The organism is Citrobacter telavivensis, from assembly GCF_041807075.1.
Lineage (GTDB): Bacteria > Pseudomonadota > Gammaproteobacteria > Enterobacterales > Enterobacteriaceae > Citrobacter_A > Citrobacter_A telavivensis.
Map to the genome: position 1 here is coordinate 594,722 of NZ_JBGUBF010000002.1, position 16,921 is coordinate 611,642.

Here is a 16,921-nt window from a genome sequence, read left to right on the forward strand (position 1 = left end):
TCAGGGAGGAAGCGCCGCCCGAAAGCGGCGCTAAAAAACTTAGCTGAACAGGGAGTAGAAAATCGCGGAGATAGCAATCAGACCCATCACGACAACGAACACGTTGCTGATGTGACCGCTGTATTTACGCATTGCCGGTACTTTCTGGATAGCGTACATCGGCATCAGGAACAGGATCATCGCGATGATTGGACCGCCCAGGGTTTCAATCATACCGAGGATGCTCGGGTTCAGGGTGGCGACAATCCAGGTTGTTACCAGCATGAACAGCGCAGTGATTTTGTTCAGTTTGTTGATTTCAATGGACTTGCCTTTGCCGCGCAGAGACTTAATCACCATACCGTTAAAGCCTTCACGCGCGCCCAGGTAGTGGCCGAGGAAGGATTTAGTGATAGCGATAATGGCGATAATTGGCGCCATCCATTCGATGAACGAGACGTTAAAGTGGTTCGCCAGATAAGACAGAATTGAGATGTTCTGTGCTTTTGCCGCCGCCAGGTCTGCCGGCGTCAGGCTCAGTACGCAGCTGAAGACGAAGAACATAACGGTCAACACCATCATGATGTGTGCGCAGGCCAGAATTTTGGAACATTTCTTCTCAGCACCCTGACCGTATTCTTCACGTTTCGCCACTGCGAAAGAGGAGATGATCGGAGAGTGGTTGAAGGAGAAAACCATCACCGGAATTGCCAGCCACAGCGTCATCCACAGGCCGTTGCCGGTTGACGCGGCAGTGTCAAAGGACAAGGTTTCCAGCGCCGCACCGCTCCACTGAGGGATCAGGTACACCGCCAGCAGCATCAGCGCCGCAACAAACGGGAACACCAGGATACTCATCGCCTTCACGATCATCTGCTCACCGAAGCGGACGATGGTCATCATACCGACAATCAGAATCAGCGACAGAATCGCACGCGGCGGCGCAGTCATTTGTAACTGGTGGGTCATGAAGCTTTCAACGGTGTTGGTAATCGCGACGCTGTAAACCAACAGAATTGGATAGATCGCGAAGAAGTAGAGCAGGGTAATCAGTTTACCTGCACCAACGCCAAAGTGCTCTTCAACCACTTCTGTAATGTCTTCGCCCGGGTTTTTGCCGGACAGTACGAAGCGAGTCAGACCACGGTGGGCGAAGAAGGTCATCGGGAAGGCGATAATTGCCATGATGATCAGCGGGATCATACCGCCGACACCTGCGTTGATTGGCAGGAACAATACGCCCGCACCGATAGCCGTGCCATAAAGGCCCAGCATCCACATGGTATCAGTCTTGCGCCATGCGCTTCGTGTTTCAGTCGAAGCAATCGTGCTGGTTTGAATGGTTTCCATCTGTTTCTCCTGGAGGAAGCTAAAAATCAGGAAAAAATTCCTGACAGTAAAACGAAATTCTTGCAATGACGATTTTTATAAAATTTTTAACCGTAGTAATTTGCGGGCAGAAAGATACATTTAACTAATGAATCTATCAGTGATCGCGATCCCAAATGCAATAATCCACTTCTAACAGGGATATGTTTGGATCATTAGTCTGTTAAAAAAACATCAAAGCGAATTTACGCGCGCGAAGGCTAGCATTAACGACATATCGGCTGAAAGTATTGCGAGGTAGATGCGGAGGTTGCGTTGTAAAAAGCGTTGTTTTTGGTGGTTTGTGATGACTAAGTTGAATTTTGGCTGATAAAACGCGGTTGCATTAGGTGGGTAATCGTTTGCGTTGCGATAATTTTTGTATGATGTATTAGCTACCTTAATAAAGTAAAGACGTTATCTCTTTGGTAATTATAAAAAAAACGGGAGAGGCAGTAGCCGCTCCCGGTTCATGAAACGCTTTACGCGTCAGGCGCTGATTTCGTAGCAGGGGATATAGGCGGTGCCGGGTAGCTTCATACGGTGCTGCGCGACAAAACCTTGCAGGAGATCGTCCATGCGACGCATCATTTCACTGTCGCCATGGATTTTGTATGGGCCAAACTCTTCAATGGCGCGGATGCCCATTTCCTTGACGTTACCCGCCACAATCCCGGAGAAGGCGCGACGCAGGTCTGCTGCCAGCACCTCAACCGGTTGGTCGGGATACAGCTTCAGGTTGGCCATGTTCTCGTGGGACGGTTCGAACGGCATTTGCAGATCCGGCGTGATACGAATCGACCAGTTGAAGCTGTAGGCGTCACCGGTGTCACGACGGTTCTCTTTGACCAGCGGCATCGCTTTTTTCATCAGACGCGCCACTTCTGCCGCGTCATCAATGATAATGCGGTAATGCGCGCGCGCGGCTTCTCCCAGCGTATGCACGATGAACTCATCCAGCACGCGGAAGTAGTCGGCACTCTCTTTCGGGCCGGTCAGGATGAGCGGCAGAACCTGATCTTTGTTCGCCGGGTTCATCAGGATCCCCAGCAGATACAGCAGCTCTTCTGCCGTTCCCACACCGCCCGGGAAGATGATAATGCCGTGGGCGATACGCACGAAAGCTTCCAGACGTTTTTCAATGTCCGGCATGATGATCAGCTCGTTAACCAGCGGGTTCGGTGGTTCAGCGGCGATAATCGACGGTTCGGTCATCCCAATAAAACGGCTGTCTTTATAACGCTGCTGAGCATGACCCACCGCCGCGCCTTTCATGGGTGCTTCCATCGCACCGGGTCCGCAGCCGGTGCAGATGTTTAGCTCGCGCAGACCTAACTGCGTCCCGACGCGTCGGGCGTACAGGTATTCGTTTTCATTAATGGAGTGGCCACCCCAGCAGACAACCATGTTTGGCGCTTCGCCCACGTGCAGCGCTCTGGCATTACGCAAAATAGAGAACACCAGGTTAGTAATATGCACGGAGCTTTCGAGATCCAGATGCTGGAAACGACCCGCGTTATGAATCTGACCATTAACAAACAGAATGTCGCGCAGTACAGCAAACAGGTTTGCCTGTAGGGCGCGGATGATACGACCATCAACGAATGCATCTTCTGGCGGGTTGATCAGTTCCAGCTTCACGCCGCGTTCGCGACGCAGCACGTTAATGTCGAAACTTTCAAAGCGGGACAGCAGCTCTTTGCTGTTGTCAGTCAGACTGCCGGAGTTTAAAACGGCAAGCGAACAGTTACGAAACAGTTGATACAGATCGCTGCTGGCCGTGCGTTTAAGCATATCGACTTCCAGCTGCGACAACATGTCCATTGAGCCAAGCGGGCTAATATGTGTAATCAAGTAAACTCCTTATGGGACGCAAAACGTCATTCCCTGTAGATTACAATAGCCCTGGCTTATGACCTTTCACAACCTTGCGCGTGGAATCCGGCGCGCAAAATGGTGAAATAATTCACTGTCGAACTAATCTGCCGGTTGCCGGAACGAAGTTGGTGTTGCTTCGCCACGGATTAATATCCAGACCGCCACGGCGTGTATAGCGTGCATAAACACTCAGTTTCTCTGGCTGGCAGAAGCGTAGCAGGTCATTGAAAATGCGTTCCACGCACTGCTCGTGGAACTCGTTATGATGACGGAAAGAAACCAGATAACGGAGCAACTTCTCTCTGTCAATTTTACGTCCACGATACTGAATTTGTATGGAGCCCCAGTCCGGCTGATGGGTGATCAGGCAGTTTGATTTCAACAAATGGCTTACCAGCGTCTCTTCCACTACTTTTTCCCCGCTGGCGGCGGACTGCAGAGAGTCAGTGGTGAACTGGTAGTTGTCGATGTCGATGTCTTGAAAATCAATGCAGGTGCCGTGAAAATGCGCGACAGGTTGTCCTTCCAGTTCGTCGAGACGGTACAATGCCACGGTCACATCCCCTTTGGCACAGGCGCGCAGATCGTTTTCCAGCGTCTGTTGTACCGCCTCCCAGGAATCAAACCGCGTCTGGTTGAAGCTGTTCAGGTACAGCTTAAAGCTTTTGGATTCAATCAAATTAACGCTGGTGTAATCCAGTTCAACATGGCCTACCGCCACCTGCGGTAATCCTCTGGCATTCAGCCATGACAGTTCATACAGCGTCCAGATATCGGCACCGTGAAACGGCAGACTGCCTGCTTTTAATCCCAGCGGGTCGCGATTCAAACTGCGGGGTACGCCCTGTAGCAGGCTGGGGTCGTAAAGATCCCGGTAATCGGTTGATTTACCGAGCGTCAGGCCGTCAAGAGCCTGATGGTTTTCATAAGAAGACATGTTTCACCGTCATAAACCAGATACACTATGCGTCAAGTGTATCCTGGCTTTTATGAAGAGAGAAACCGGTGGACGAACAGACAGCTCTGGCCCTGAAGGACTTTACGACGCGCTACTGCAACGAATGGCACGAAAAACACGCAAGCTGGCCTATGAGCGAAGAGCTGTACGGGGTGCCTTCTCCGTGCATTATTTCTACAACCCGTGATGCCGTTTATTGGCAACCGCAGCCGTTTGAAGGTGAACAGAATGTAAACGCGGTTGAACGTGCCTTCGATATTGTGATACAACCAGCCCTTCATGCATTTTATACCACGCAGTTTGCCGGGGACATGCGTGCACAGTTGGCCAGTGAAACGCTGACGCTGTTGCAGACCTGGAGCGCGGATGATTTCAGACGGGTTCAGGAGAACCTGATTGGTCATCTGGTGACGCAGAAACGTTTGAAACTGTCACCGACCCTTTTTATTGCCACGCTGGACAATGAACTGGAGGTGATTTCACTCTGCAATCTGTCCGGTGAAGTGATCAAAGAAACGCTGGGAACCCGTAATCGTTCCGTTCTGGCGCCTTCTCTTGCGGATTTCCTTACGCGGCTTAAGCCTCTTCTGTAATCCATTTACCCCATCAGCGTGTGAGAGATCTCTTACAAGCCCTGTAGGAGATCGCCAGGTGATAACAGAAGACATTGCGAAACAAAAATAGCCAATTTCCCAATAAATCAGCAAGTTAATCATTTCCTGTCAACTTTCATATGAAATTTTCCTTAAGGCATTGCCTATAAGCACCTTGTAAGACGGCGTGAAAAAGGCGATTCTATCTACGTCGACAAGGAGTCGCACAACGAAGTGAACATCAGGATGATGGCACTTCGGCAGGACACACCAGGACGGTGTTACAGGGAAAGGCTTCAGGATGAAGTGAAGAGGAAAACGCAGGAGCGCGTTAAAGGACACCTCCAGGAAGGAGAACGAGAGCCGGTCAGGATAGTCGGTGGGTCAGGATGGCCAGGACGCTTCAGGATGAAGTCATCACATCGGGGTGGTGTGTGCAGGACGCAAATGTTCAGGATGAACAACAGGTCGCAAGACCACAGGAAAAGTTGTCACGGATGAGCAGGGAGCACGAAAAGTAGCTGGAATGCTGCGAAACGAACCGGGAGCACTGTTTTTACAGTGCTCCCTTTTTTTGTTTCTTTTTTTACTGGTGGTATCCTTCGCGCCAGATTTTTCATCATTGAGGTGACTTTCATGACGACTCATGACCGTGTGCGTCAGCAGCTCCACGCACTTGAAGCGCTGCTGCGTGAGCATCAACACTGGCGGATGGATGAACCCGAAGCCCACCTGTTTTCCAGTACCCAACCGTTTTGTATGGATACGATGGCACCGCTTGAGTGGCTGCAATGGGTTCTGATCCCTCGTATGCATGCTTTACTGGACAGCGCGCAGCCGCTGCCAGAGGCGTTTGCCGTCGCACCCTACTACGAAATGGCGCTGACCGCCGATCATCCGCAGCGTGAAATCCTGCTGGAGGCGTTGCAGGCACTGGATGCGCTTTTTGCGCAAGATGAATCCTGATGCTGGAGATTTTGTATCAGGACGAGTGGCTGGTTGCGGTCAACAAACCCTCCGGCTGGCTGGTGCACCGCAGTTGGCTGGATCGCGACGAAAAAGTGGTGGTGATGCAGACGGTGCGTGACCAGATTGGTCAGCACGTGTTTACCGCCCATCGCCTCGACAGACCAACCTCCGGCGTGCTGCTGATGGGCCTATCCAGCGAAGCCGGGCGCCGCCTCGCACAGCAGTTTGAGCAACATCAGATCCAAAAACGCTATCACGCTATTGTCCGCGGATGGCTAATGGAGGAGGCGGTACTCGATTATCCGCTGGTGGAAGAGCTGGATAAAATCGCCGATAAGTTTGCCCGTGAAAACAAGGATCCGCAGCCTGCGGTGACCCATTATCGCGGCCTCGCCACCGTTGAAATGCCTGTGGCGACCGGGCGTTATCCGACGACGCGTTACGGACTGGTGGAACTGGATCCGCAAACAGGACGCAAGCATCAGCTCAGACGCCATCTGGCGCACCTGCGCCATCCGATTATTGGCGACAGCAAGCATGGCGATTTACGGCAGAACCGCAGCGCGGTGGAACATTTTTCCTGCAACCGGCTGATGCTGCACGCCAGCCAGCTTTCGCTGACGCACCCGTTTACCGGTGAATCGTTGACGATTCATGCCGGGCTGGATACGGTCTGGATGCAGGCACTATCACAGTTTGGCTGGCAGGGACTTCTCCCTAAGAATGAAAGGGTTGAGTTAAGTGAGCCAGCAGGTCAGGATGAAGGCATAAGTTCTTCATCCAGGGAGTAATTAAGCATGGCGGAAATTGGGATTTTTGTCGGGACGATGTATGGCAATGCGCTACTGGTTGCCGAAGAGGCCGAAGCGATCCTGACGGCACAGGGGCACAAAGCGACTGTTTTTGAAGATCCTGAACTGACTGACTGGCAGGAATATCAGGACAAAATCGCGCTGGTGGTCACCTCCACGACCGGGCAGGGCGATTTACCTGACAGCATTGTGCCGCTGTTTCAGGGGATCAAAGACCAACTGGGTTTTCAGCCCAATCTGCGGTACGGCGTGATTGCGTTGGGTGACAGCAGCTACGTCAATTTCTGCAATGGCGGTAAACAGTTTGACGCCCTGTTGCAGGAACAAAGCGCACAGCGCGTGGGGGAAATGTTGCTGATTGATGCCAGTGAGCACCCGGAGCCCGAAAGCGAATCCAATCCCTGGGTTGAACATTGGGGCACACTCTTACCCTGAGAGTTAACCCTCCCCCTACCGGGAGGGACTCCCTTGTGACGCCAGGCACGGGAACGACCTGTCTCTAGTCTACCCAATACTGAATCGTGTTAGCCTCGGGCAAACGCCCCTAAAAGCCTTCGCTATTGAAGGGTTTTTAGGGGCGTTTTCATAGGGTCAAGCGACCTGTTTCACACTCCTGCCTTTTCCACGTAAGCCCTGCGCGATTTCCGTTATATGTTTTCATTTCCGTGAAGTCGCTTCCATCACCCTGGGCTTTTGCCATAAACATAAGTGATACGTTGTCTAAATGTTGGGTTCTTGCACGGTGAGCAAGAACCTGGTGCTTTTTATACTTCTCCTGCCAGTTATAAAAAAATGCAGTTAGCAAGGCGAACGACCTAATAAAAGCTGCAAAAAAACACGAAACGTCACCTCTGATCCCCTACCAGTTGTGCTGTTCAGAGTGAGCGTGACTAACGCGAAAATTCAGGAGTGCAACAATGAGTTCATTAAGTCAGGCTGCGAGCAGTGCGGAAAAACGCACAAATGCTCGCTACTGGATAGTGGTGATGTTGTTTATCGTCACCTCCTTCAACTATGGCGACCGCGCCACCTTATCCATTGCCGGTTCGGAGATGGCCAAAGACATTGGTCTGGATCCCGTCGGTATGGGTTACGTTTTCTCTGCGTTCTCATGGGCCTACGTTATCGGGCAGATCCCGGGCGGCTGGCTGCTGGACCGTTTTGGTTCCAAACGCGTTTACTTCTGGTCCATCTTCATCTGGTCCATGTTTACCCTGTTACAGGGCTTCGTCGATATCTTCAGCGGATTCGGCATTATCGTTGCGCTGTTTACTCTGCGCTTCCTTGTCGGTCTGGCGGAGGCGCCGTCCTTCCCCGGCAACAGTCGCATTGTCGCGGCCTGGTTCCCGGCGCAGGAGAGGGGAACGGCAGTCGCAATCTTTAACTCTGCACAGTACTTTGCCACCGTTATTTTCGCCCCGATCATGGGCTGGCTGACGCATGAAGTGGGTTGGTCGCACGTGTTCTTCTTTATGGGCGGCCTCGGGATTGTTATCAGCTTTATCTGGCTGAAAGTGATCCACGAACCAAACCAGCATCCAGGTGTGAACAAGAAAGAGCTGGAATATATTGCAGAAGGCGGTGCGCTGATCAACATGGATCAGAAAGACACCAAGGCCAAAGTGCCGTTTAGCGTGCGGTGGGGGCAGATCAAGCAGTTGCTGGGTTCCCGCATGATGATCGGCGTATACATCGGCCAGTACTGCATCAACGCGCTGACTTACTTCTTCATCACCTGGTTCCCGGTTTATCTGGTGCAGGCTCGCGGCATGTCGATCCTGAAAGCGGGCTTCGTGGCTTCGGTTCCGGCCGTGTGCGGATTTGTCGGCGGAGTGCTGGGCGGCATTATCTCCGACTGGCTGATGCGTCGGACCGGCTCGCTGAACATTGCGCGTAAAACGCCTATCGTGATGGGGATGCTGTTGTCGATGGTGATGGTGTTCTGTAACTACGTTAACGTCGAGTGGATGATCATCGGTTTCATGGCGCTGGCGTTCTTTGGCAAGGGCATCGGTGCGCTGGGCTGGGCGGTGATGGCCGATACCGCACCGAAAGAGATCAGCGGCCTGAGCGGCGGTCTGTTCAACATGTTCGGCAACATCTCCGGTATCGTAACGCCCATTGCGATTGGCTATATCGTCGGCACGACGGGCTCCTTTAACGGCGCGCTGATCTATGTGGGCGTGCATGCACTGGTGGCGGTACTGAGCTATCTGGTGCTGGTGGGTGATATTAAGCGTATCGAACTGAAACCTGTCGCAGGACAACTATCATGACGACACAATCCAGTCCCGTTATCACGGACATGAAGGTCATTCCGGTCGCCGGACATGACAGTATGCTTCTCAATATTGGCGGCGCGCATAACGCGTACTTTACCCGCAACATCGTGGTCCTCACCGATAACGCCGGTAACACCGGCGTAGGTGAAGCACCGGGCGGTGAGGTGATCTACCAGACGCTGGTGGATGCCATCCCGATGGTGCTCGGTCAGGAAGTGGCCCGACTGAACAAAGTGGTTCAGCAGGTGCACAAAGGCAATCAGGCCGCTGACTTTGATACCTTTGGTAACGGCGCATGGACCTTCGAACTGCGCGTAAACGCGGTAGCCGCGCTGGAAGCAGCCCTGCTTGATCTGTTGGGCAAAGCACTCAACGTACCGGTCTGTGAACTGTTGGGGCCTGGCAAACAGCGCGATGCGGTGACCGTGCTCGGATATCTCTTCTACATCGGCGATCGCACAAAAACCGATCTGCCCTATCTGGAGACCACCCCGGGCAATCACGACTGGTATCACCTGCGTCATCAGGAAGCGTTGAACAGCGATGCCGTGGTTCGCCTGGCGGAAGCCTCACAGGATCGCTACGGCTTTAAAGATTTCAAACTCAAAGGCGGCGTGCTGCCTGGCGAGCAAGAGATAGACACCGCCCGTGCGCTGAAAAAACGTTTTCCGGATGCGCGGATTACCGTTGATCCCAACGGTGCCTGGCTGCTTGATGAGGCCATCACGCTGTGTAAAGGGCTGAACGATGTGCTCACGTATGCAGAAGATCCGTGCGGCGCAGAGCAGGGATTCTCCGGTCGCGAAGTGATGGCGGAATTTCGCCGGGCCACGGGGTTGCCGGTGGCGACGAACATGATCGCCACCAACTGGCGTGAAATGGGTCATGCGGTGATGCTCAATGCTGTCGACATCCCGCTTGCCGATCCGCATTTCTGGACACTTTCCGGTGCGGTGCGGGTGGCACAGTTGTGCGACGACTGGGGGCTGACCTGGGGTTGTCACTCTAACAACCACTTTGATATTTCACTGGCGATGTTTACCCACGTTGGCGCCGCGGCGCCGGGTAAACCGACGGCCATCGACACGCACTGGATCTGGCAGGAGGGCGATTGTCGCCTGACGAAAAATCCCCTTGAGATTAAAAACGGAAAAATTGCTGTTCCCGACGCGCCTGGACTGGGTGTTGAACTGGACTGGGATCAAGTGCAGAAGGCACATGAAGCTTATAAAAAACTGCCGGGCGGCGCGCGAAATGACGCAGGGCCTATGCAGTATCTGATCCCCGGCTGGACTTTTGACCGTAAACGTCCCGTTTTCGGCCGTCACTGATTTTGTATAAGGACTCAATAATGAACGCACAATTTACCACCCCAGTGGTTACGGCCATGCAGATTATCCCGGTTGCGGGACACGACAGTATGCTGATGAACCTGAGCGGTGCGCATGCGCCATTCTTTACGCGTAATATTGTGATTATCAAAGATAATTCGGGTCATACTGGCGTTGGTGAAATCCCCGGCGGCGAGAAAATTCGTAAGACGCTGGAAGAGGCGATCCCACTGGTGGTGGGTCAACGGCTTGGCGAGTACAAAAACGTGCTGAATGCGGTACGTAATACCTTTGCCGATCGTGACTCAGGCGGTCGCGGCCTGCAAACGTTTGACCTGCGTACCACCATCCACGTCGTCACCGGGATTGAAGCTGCGCTGCTGGATCTGTTGGGACAGCATCTGGGCGTTAACGTGGCTTCTCTGTTGGGCGACGGTCAACAGCGTAATGAAGTGGAAATGCTGGGTTATCTGTTCTTCGTCGGTAACCGCAACGCCACGCCGTTGCCGTATCAGAGCCAGCCCGATGAGAAGTGCGACTGGTATCGTCTGCGTCATGAAGAGGCGATGACGCCCGATGCGGTCGTCCGTCTGGCTGAAGCCGCATACGAAAAATACGGTTTCAACGACTTCAAACTGAAAGGCGGCGTGCTGGCAGGGGAAGAAGAGGCAGAATCCATTGTGGCGCTGGCAAAACGCTTCCCGCAGGCGCGCGTCACGCTGGATCCCAACGGCGCATGGTCGCTGAATGAAGCGATCAAAATCGGGAAGTACCTGAAGGGTTCGCTGGCCTACGCGGAAGATCCGTGCGGTGCTGAGCAGGGCTTCTCAGGTCGTGAGGTGATGGCGGAGTTCCGTCGCGCTACCGGTTTGCCGACGGCGACAAACATGATCGCCACCGACTGGCGTCAGATGGGTCATACGTTGTCGTTGCAGTCGGTGGATATTCCGCTGGCTGACCCGCATTTCTGGACGATGCAGGGCTCTGTACGCGTCGCGCAGATGTGCCATGAGTTCGGTCTGACCTGGGGTTCACACTCCAACAACCACTTTGACGTTTCACTGGCGATGTTCACCCACGTCGCGGCAGCGGCTCCGGGCAAGATCACGGCGATCGATACCCACTGGATCTGGCAGGAAGGCAACCAGCGCCTGACTAAAGAGCCGTTTGAAATTAAAGGCGGCATGGTGCAGGTACCGGCGAAACCGGGCCTGGGCGTTGAGCTGGATATGGACCAGGTGATGAAAGCCCATGAGTTGTATCAGAAGCATGGGTTGGGCGCGCGCGATGACGCGATGGGGATGCAGTATCTGATCCCGAACTGGACGTTCGATAACAAACGTCCGTGCATGGTTCGTTAAGATAGACACCGGTCCCAAAAGGACCGGTTATTTTTTATCTGTAAACCGGGTGTATGCTTAGCTGAGTCAACATGCGTAAGGACGGCTTATGAAAATAGTGATCGCACCGGACTCGTATAAGGAAAGTTTGAGTGCTCTCGAGGTGGCGAACGCCATTGAGCAAGGTTTTCGTGAAATCTGGCCCGATGCGGATTACGTAAAACTTCCGGTTGCTGATGGGGGGGAAGGAACGGTCGAAGCCATGGTTGAGGCGACGACGGGACGCATTGTTGAAGTCGATGTTACGGGCCCTCTTGGGGAACCGGTCACCGCGTTTTATGGTTTATCCGGTGACGAGCGCACGGCTTTCATTGAGATGGCGGCGGCCAGCGGTCTGGAGCAGGTGCCTGTCGCGTTACGCGATCCATTAAAGACAACCTCCTGGGGAACCGGGGAGTTGATTCGTCATGCGCTGGATGCGGGCGTAGACCATATTATTATCGGGCTCGGCGGTAGTGCGACCAATGACGGCGGCGCAGGCATGGTGCAGGCGTTAGGGGCAAAATTGCTGGATGCCCAACAGAATGAAATTGGTAAGGGGGGTGCGGCGCTCGACGCGCTTGCACAGATCGATATCAGTCGGTTGGATCCGCGTCTTGCCGCATGCCGTATTGAAGTGGCGTGTGATGTGACCAATCCGTTGATCGGAAAAGAGGGGGCGTCGGCCGTGTTTGGCCCACAGAAAGGTGCAACGGCCGAGACAATCGATCGTCTGGATACGGCACTGGCGCATTATGCGCAGATTATTGCCCGTGACCTGGAGGTGGATGTCCTTGAACTGGCAGGCGGCGGCGCGGCAGGCGGTATGGGGGCGGCGCTGTACGCGTTTTGCGGAGCGCAACTGCGGCGCGGGATTGAGATTGTCACCGATGCGCTGCAACTGGATGAGTGCGTTGCCGATGCCGATTTGGTGATCACCGGGGAAGGGCGCATCGACAGCCAGACTATCCACGGTAAAGTTCCGGTAGGCGTGGCGAAGGTGGCGAAACGCTACAACAAACCGGTGATCGGTATTGCCGGCAGCCTGACGGCCGATGTCGGCATTGTCCATGAGCATGGACTTGATGCCGTATTTAGCGTGATTTATACCATTTGTACGCTGGACGATGCGTTGAAGAACGCCGCAGAGAACGTGCGCATGACCGCGCGCAACGTTGCGGCGACGCTCAAAATGGGACAGACGCTACGCTGAAGCGATCGGCAGGCCGGATGGCGCGATGCCTGTCCGGCCTATAACAGCCATTTGCGCGCTTCACGCGCTACGTTATCCATCTCGTCAAGCAGTTCCAGAAACTCGGGTTCCAGATCCTCTTCTGACGTGCCTTCTCGTAACTGATTTTCCAGCAACTGACACAGATTTTTCATGCGCGGTACGCCGCTATAGCCGCAACTACCATGCAGTTTATGAATCAGGTCGATTAAGCCTTGCGGGTTTTCACCCACCAGTTGCTCTTCAATTTTATTACGCACTTCCGGCAGAAAATCGATCAGCATTTGCAGCATATCCCGTGCCAGATCCGGTTTCCCGGCGGCCTGGCGCAGCGCCAGTTGCCAGTCCAGCGTGGCGTTCGGGTTGAAGATCGGTTCGATCGTTTCTGCACCGACCTGGCGCGTCGGGGCGCTTGCGCCAGGTTTATAGCGTTGCAGCAGGTTACACAGCTTCTCTTCTTCGATCGGTTTTGCCAGGTAGTCATTCATTCCGGCACTCAGTAATTTTTCTTTCTGACCCGCCATCGCGTGCGCCGTGACGGCAATTACCGGGGTTTGCTGTTGATGCGGAAGCTGGTGGATCAGTTCGCAGGCCCGAATGCCATCCATATCCGGCATCTGAATATCCATCAGGATCAGATCAAACTGCATTTGCTTCGCGCGATCTACCGCCTGCTGGCCGCTATCACACAGCTCAACGTGTTGAACCAGATCGTCCAACAGTGCGCCAATCAGCTTCAGGTTCGCCGGATTATCATCGACCGCCATGACGGTCATGGCGATTTTACTTTCGTCTGATGTCAGCATGCTTTCGTGGTGGTTTTGACGACACAAATCCACCAGTGCTGGCAGCAGACGCGTAGAGGTCAGGGGTTTTAGCAGACAGCTGGCAACGCCGTCCTGCTTGAGTTTTTCGGCATTCACCTGAGCGTGGCACGGCAGCGCCAGCATCAGGAAATCGGTCATTTTGGTCGCCTGTATTAGCCGCTCGTGCTGCATCGTCAGCGGCTCTTTGAAGGTGACGGCAACGCCGAGCAGCATAAAGTCGTAATGCTCAACGGTCAGCGCGGAAAACGTTGGGCTGTAGACCACGTCCAGCGGCGTTTCGCTGAGAATATCCAGCGTGCATTGCGCGGCGGCGGCATTCGGCTCGATGTAGGCAATGCGTTTACCGGCCAGGCAAGCGGTGGCCGGACCGTCGCTGATCACATTCGGATTCAGATCGAGATTGATATGGAACCAGAAGGTTGAACCGCGATGCGGCTGACTGTGGAAGGAGATATCGCCCCCCATCTCGTTGACCAGTTTCTGCGTGATCACCAGTCCCAGCCCGGTGCCGCCGTGGCGACGGGAAATACTGGCATCGGCCTGACGGAAAGCCTGGAACAGGCGCGACTGATCGCGTTCAGGGATGCCGATGCCGGTATCGCGGATCTGCACTTCGATCTGCACTTTGGTGTTACTCAACGAGCGCTTCTCCACCAGAATGTCGATGTTGCCGCTCTCGGTGAATTTGATCGCGTTGCCGACCAGATTGGTGATCACCTGCTGTAAACGCAGTGGGTCGCCAATCACATTATCCGGTACGTCATTCTTAATATTGAGCGTCAGCTCCAGCCCTTTGTCGTGCGACGAATGCGCCAGCAGCGTCACCACTTCATCGAGCGTATTGCGAAGCGCAAAGGGAATGCTTTCGAGAATGAGTTTACCCGCTTCCAGCTTGGAGAAATCCAGGACGTCATTGATGATCGCCAGCAGATTATTGGCCGACCGCTCGATGGTATTCAGGTGATCGCGCTGCGTGGTATTCAGTTCGGTTTTCAGCGTCAGGCGCGTAAAGCCGATCACGCCATTCAGCGGAGTACGTAGCTCATGGGACATGTTGGCCAGAAACTCAGATTTGATGCGCGCGGCTTCCTGCGCGCGTTTTTTCGCCAGGTCCAGCTCGACGTTCTGGATCTCCATCTGTTCGAGCGTTTCACGCAAATCGGAGGTGGCCTGATCGATATTGTGCTGCATCTCTTCATGATAGGCGGCGAGCGACATGGCCATCGAGTTAATGCCGTTTTTCAACATATCCAGCTCGCCGAGCATAAAACCCTCGACGCGGCTGTCGAGTTGCCCTCGTCGGATACGGTCAACCGTATTGACCATGTTGCGAATCGGCCCCGTCACGTCGCGCATCAGACGCCAGCCAAAGATTAGCGCAATGCCGATACAGAACAGCATCATGACGGAGGAGATGAAGATTTCTTTATACTGTTGTAAGCGGACCGACTTGAGATCGAGCTCAAGCGCCACATATCCCAACATATTACCCGCGTTTTTTGCGTCAGTGGCTGGGGATTCGTCCAGCGAATAACTTTCCGAAACGATCGGTGTTCGCAGGATTAAAATATCACCATGACGCTCAACGTTCAGTCGGCGCGGAAACGGTGAGCCCGGGGGCAACTGCATTTCCGACGGGTTGAGATTGAAATTCGAGGTGACGAAGAGGTGATTACCCTCATCGTAGACTGAAATCGCCCGCACGATATCAGAGTGGCGGCGATGTAGAACGCTGATGAGTTGGCCGATGGATTCGCGGTTTTGCAGGTTCATTCCGTATTCGGTAGAAACCGCGAGAGGCTCGATGATACTGGCACCGGCATCTTCCAGTTGACGCTGCAAGTCGTGGTAGCGATGCACAACAAAAAAGATACTGAGCAGTAAACCAATAAGTACGGTTGGGGCCAGGATCAGAATCATCATGCGAGCGCGCAGGCTGTAGTTGGTCATGGAGTTCCGTTATGGGACAATTAGGGTCACACTGTTAAATTGAGAACAATCTCGTCGATGGCGCAATTCTACTCTGCAAAACGGCGCGTGACGACGCGCCAGATCATAACCGTTACCGTCAATGACCTCGATGCTTTTGGTCAGGGCATTGCACGGCACAACGGAAAGACGCTGTTTATCCCCGGTTTGCTGCCGCAGGAAAGTGCGGACGTGGCGATCACCGAAGATAAAAAACAGTACGCGAAAGCCCAGGTTAAGCGCCGTTTGAATGATAGTCCGGATCGCGTAACGCCGCGCTGTCCACACTTTGGCATTTGCGGCGGCTGCCAGCAACAGCATGCCAGTATCGAACTGCAACAGCGCAGTAAAAGTGCCGCGCTGTCGCGCCTGATGAACCACGATGTCACTGAGACGATCGCCGATGCGCCGTGGGGCTATCGTCGTCGCGCGCGGTTAAGTCTCAACTTCCAGCCGAAAACCCAGCAGTTCCAGATGGGGTTTCGCAAGGCGGCGTCCAACGACATCGTCGACATCAGACAGTGCCCCATTTTGGTGCCCCAACTTGAAGCGTTGCTGCCCGAACTCAGGGCATGCCTCAGTAGCCTGCAGGGAATACGCCATCTGGGACACGTAGAACTGGTGCAGGCGGGCAGCGGCGCGCTGATGATACTGCGCCATACCGCGCCACTTACTGTGCAGGATAACGAAAAACTGGAACGCTTTTCGCATTCAAAGGGACTGTCTCTGTATCTGGCGCCGCAAAGCGAGATACTGGAAACGGTATCTGGTCAGACGCCCTGGTATGAGTCAAACGGACTACGCTTAAACTTCAGCCCGCGTGATTTTATTCAGGTCAATGAAGGGGTGAACCAGAAAATGGTGGCCAGTGCGCTGGCGTGGCTGGACGTACAGCCTGGCGATCGCGTGTTGGATCTCTTTTGTGGGATGGGTAATTTCACGCTTCCGCTGGCAACCCGAGCGGCAAGCGTCGTCGGGGTGGAAGGCGTGCCTGCGCTGGTGGAGAAAGGGCGCGAAAACGCCCAACAAAATGAATTACACAATGTGACATTCTTTCATGAAAATCTTGAAGAGGATGTTACCCGACAGCCGTGGGCCAAAAACGGTTTTGATAAAGTCTTGCTCGACCCTGCGCGTGCAGGAGCTGCAGGCGTAATGCAACATATTATAAAATTGCAGCCTGGCCGCATTGTTTATGTATCCTGTAATCCTGCCACGCTGGCGCGTGATAGCGAGGCGTTATTACGCGCAGGATACCAAATTCAGCGGCTGGCGATGCTCGACATGTTCCCCCACACGGGACACCTGGAGTCAATGGTGTTGTTTGAGCATTCATAATGAATCAC

13 protein-coding genes are annotated in these 16,921 nt (G+C 53.9%); 9 read left to right on the top strand and 4 right to left on the bottom strand.

From position 1 onward, the window contains the following. Window positions 1–39: 39 nt before the first annotated feature. The 3 genes from ACERJC_RS13875 to queF form a co-directional block, all read right to left on the bottom strand. A complete protein-coding gene (locus tag ACERJC_RS13875) occupies window positions 40–1,329 on the bottom strand; it encodes an HAAAP family serine/threonine permease (protein ID WP_046486535.1) in 1,290 nt (429 codons plus the stop codon). 507 nt (window positions 1,330–1,836) lie between these two features. Further along, entirely contained in the window at window positions 1,837–3,201 is a 1,365-nt protein-coding gene (ppnN, locus tag ACERJC_RS13880) for a nucleotide 5'-monophosphate nucleosidase PpnN (RefSeq protein ID WP_046486534.1), read from the bottom strand. A gap of 112 nt (window positions 3,202–3,313) precedes the next feature. Beyond that, complete coding sequence (queF, locus tag ACERJC_RS13885) at window positions 3,314–4,162, bottom strand: NADPH-dependent 7-cyano-7-deazaguanine reductase QueF (RefSeq protein ID WP_373671902.1); 849 nt, start codon at window positions 4,160–4,162, stop codon at window positions 3,314–3,316. Window positions 4,163–4,230: 68 nt separating this feature from the next. Between queF and syd the strand changes: the two genes are divergently transcribed. The 8 genes from syd to ACERJC_RS13925 all read left to right on the top strand — a co-directional run bounded on the left by syd (window position 4,231) and on the right by ACERJC_RS13925 (window position 12,762). Further along, window positions 4,231–4,776, top strand: coding sequence for a SecY-interacting protein (gene syd / locus ACERJC_RS13890; RefSeq protein WP_152402416.1), 546 nt, complete (start codon window positions 4,231–4,233; stop codon window positions 4,774–4,776). Between the two features lie 636 nt (window positions 4,777–5,412). Next, complete coding sequence (locus ACERJC_RS13895; protein WP_373671903.1) at window positions 5,413–5,742, top strand: YqcC family protein; 330 nt, start codon at window positions 5,413–5,415, stop codon at window positions 5,740–5,742. Next, window positions 5,742–6,536 (top strand): tRNA pseudouridine(65) synthase TruC, encoded by a 795-nt coding sequence (gene truC / locus ACERJC_RS13900; RefSeq protein ID WP_373671904.1) that lies wholly within the window; start codon window positions 5,742–5,744, stop codon window positions 6,534–6,536. The genes ACERJC_RS13895 and truC overlap by 1 nt, the downstream gene beginning before the upstream one ends. Window positions 6,537–6,542: 6 nt before the next feature. Then, a complete protein-coding gene (locus tag ACERJC_RS13905) occupies window positions 6,543–6,992 on the top strand; it encodes a flavodoxin (RefSeq protein ID WP_061075142.1) in 450 nt (149 codons plus the stop codon). A gap of 482 nt (window positions 6,993–7,474) precedes the next feature. Continuing rightward, a complete protein-coding gene (gene gudP / locus ACERJC_RS13910) occupies window positions 7,475–8,833 on the top strand; it encodes a galactarate/glucarate/glycerate transporter GudP (protein WP_178827393.1) in 1,359 nt (452 codons plus the stop codon). Next, complete coding sequence (locus ACERJC_RS13915; RefSeq protein WP_152402426.1) at window positions 8,830–10,170, top strand: enolase C-terminal domain-like protein; 1,341 nt, start codon at window positions 8,830–8,832, stop codon at window positions 10,168–10,170. Before gudP ends, ACERJC_RS13915 begins: the two co-directional genes overlap by 4 nt. Before the next feature lie 20 nt (window positions 10,171–10,190). Next, the gene (gene gudD / locus ACERJC_RS13920) at window positions 10,191–11,531 is read left to right on the top strand and encodes a glucarate dehydratase (protein WP_178827390.1); all 1,341 of its coding nucleotides are present in this window, start codon (window positions 10,191–10,193) and stop codon (window positions 11,529–11,531) included. Window positions 11,532–11,619: 88 nt separating this feature from the next. After that, a complete protein-coding gene (locus tag ACERJC_RS13925) occupies window positions 11,620–12,762 on the top strand; it encodes a glycerate kinase (protein WP_373671905.1) in 1,143 nt (380 codons plus the stop codon). Between the two features lie 38 nt (window positions 12,763–12,800). Here the strand turns inward: ACERJC_RS13925 and barA are convergent, their stop codons facing one another. Then, window positions 12,801–15,557, bottom strand: a complete 2,757-nt coding sequence (gene barA / locus ACERJC_RS13930; RefSeq protein ID WP_152402432.1) for a two-component sensor histidine kinase BarA — start codon at window positions 15,555–15,557, stop codon at window positions 12,801–12,803. A gap of 57 nt (window positions 15,558–15,614) precedes the next feature. Here barA and rlmD point away from each other — a divergent pair, with 57 nt between their 5' ends. Next, window positions 15,615–16,913: a 23S rRNA (uracil(1939)-C(5))-methyltransferase RlmD gene (gene rlmD, locus ACERJC_RS13935; protein WP_373671906.1), complete on the top strand. Its 1,299-nt coding sequence runs from the start codon at window positions 15,615–15,617 to the stop codon at window positions 16,911–16,913. The last annotated feature ends 8 nt before the right edge of the window (window positions 16,914–16,921 follow it).

Bases quoted from the DNA above. Each gene is read 5' to 3' on its own strand.
- ACERJC_RS13875 (WP_046486535.1), bottom strand. From the start codon at position 1,329: ATGGAAACCATTCAAACCAGCACGATTGCTTCGACTGAAACACGAAGC.
- queF (WP_373671902.1), bottom strand. From the start codon at position 4,162: ATGTCTTCTTATGAAAACCATCAGGCTCTTGACGGCCTGACGCTCGGT.
- ACERJC_RS13895 (WP_373671903.1), top strand. From the start codon at position 5,413: ATGACGACTCATGACCGTGTGCGTCAGCAGCTCCACGCACTTGAAGCG.
- truC (WP_373671904.1), top strand. From the start codon at position 5,742: ATGCTGGAGATTTTGTATCAGGACGAGTGGCTGGTTGCGGTCAACAAA.
- ACERJC_RS13905 (WP_061075142.1), top strand. From the start codon at position 6,543: ATGGCGGAAATTGGGATTTTTGTCGGGACGATGTATGGCAATGCGCTA.
- gudP (WP_178827393.1), top strand. From the start codon at position 7,475: ATGAGTTCATTAAGTCAGGCTGCGAGCAGTGCGGAAAAACGCACAAAT.
- ACERJC_RS13915 (WP_152402426.1), top strand. From the start codon at position 8,830: ATGACGACACAATCCAGTCCCGTTATCACGGACATGAAGGTCATTCCG.
- gudD (WP_178827390.1), top strand. From the start codon at position 10,191: ATGAACGCACAATTTACCACCCCAGTGGTTACGGCCATGCAGATTATC.
- ACERJC_RS13925 (WP_373671905.1), top strand. From the start codon at position 11,620: ATGAAAATAGTGATCGCACCGGACTCGTATAAGGAAAGTTTGAGTGCT.
- barA (WP_152402432.1), bottom strand. From the start codon at position 15,557: ATGACCAACTACAGCCTGCGCGCTCGCATGATGATTCTGATCCTGGCC.
- rlmD (WP_373671906.1), top strand. From the start codon at position 15,615: ATGGCGCAATTCTACTCTGCAAAACGGCGCGTGACGACGCGCCAGATC.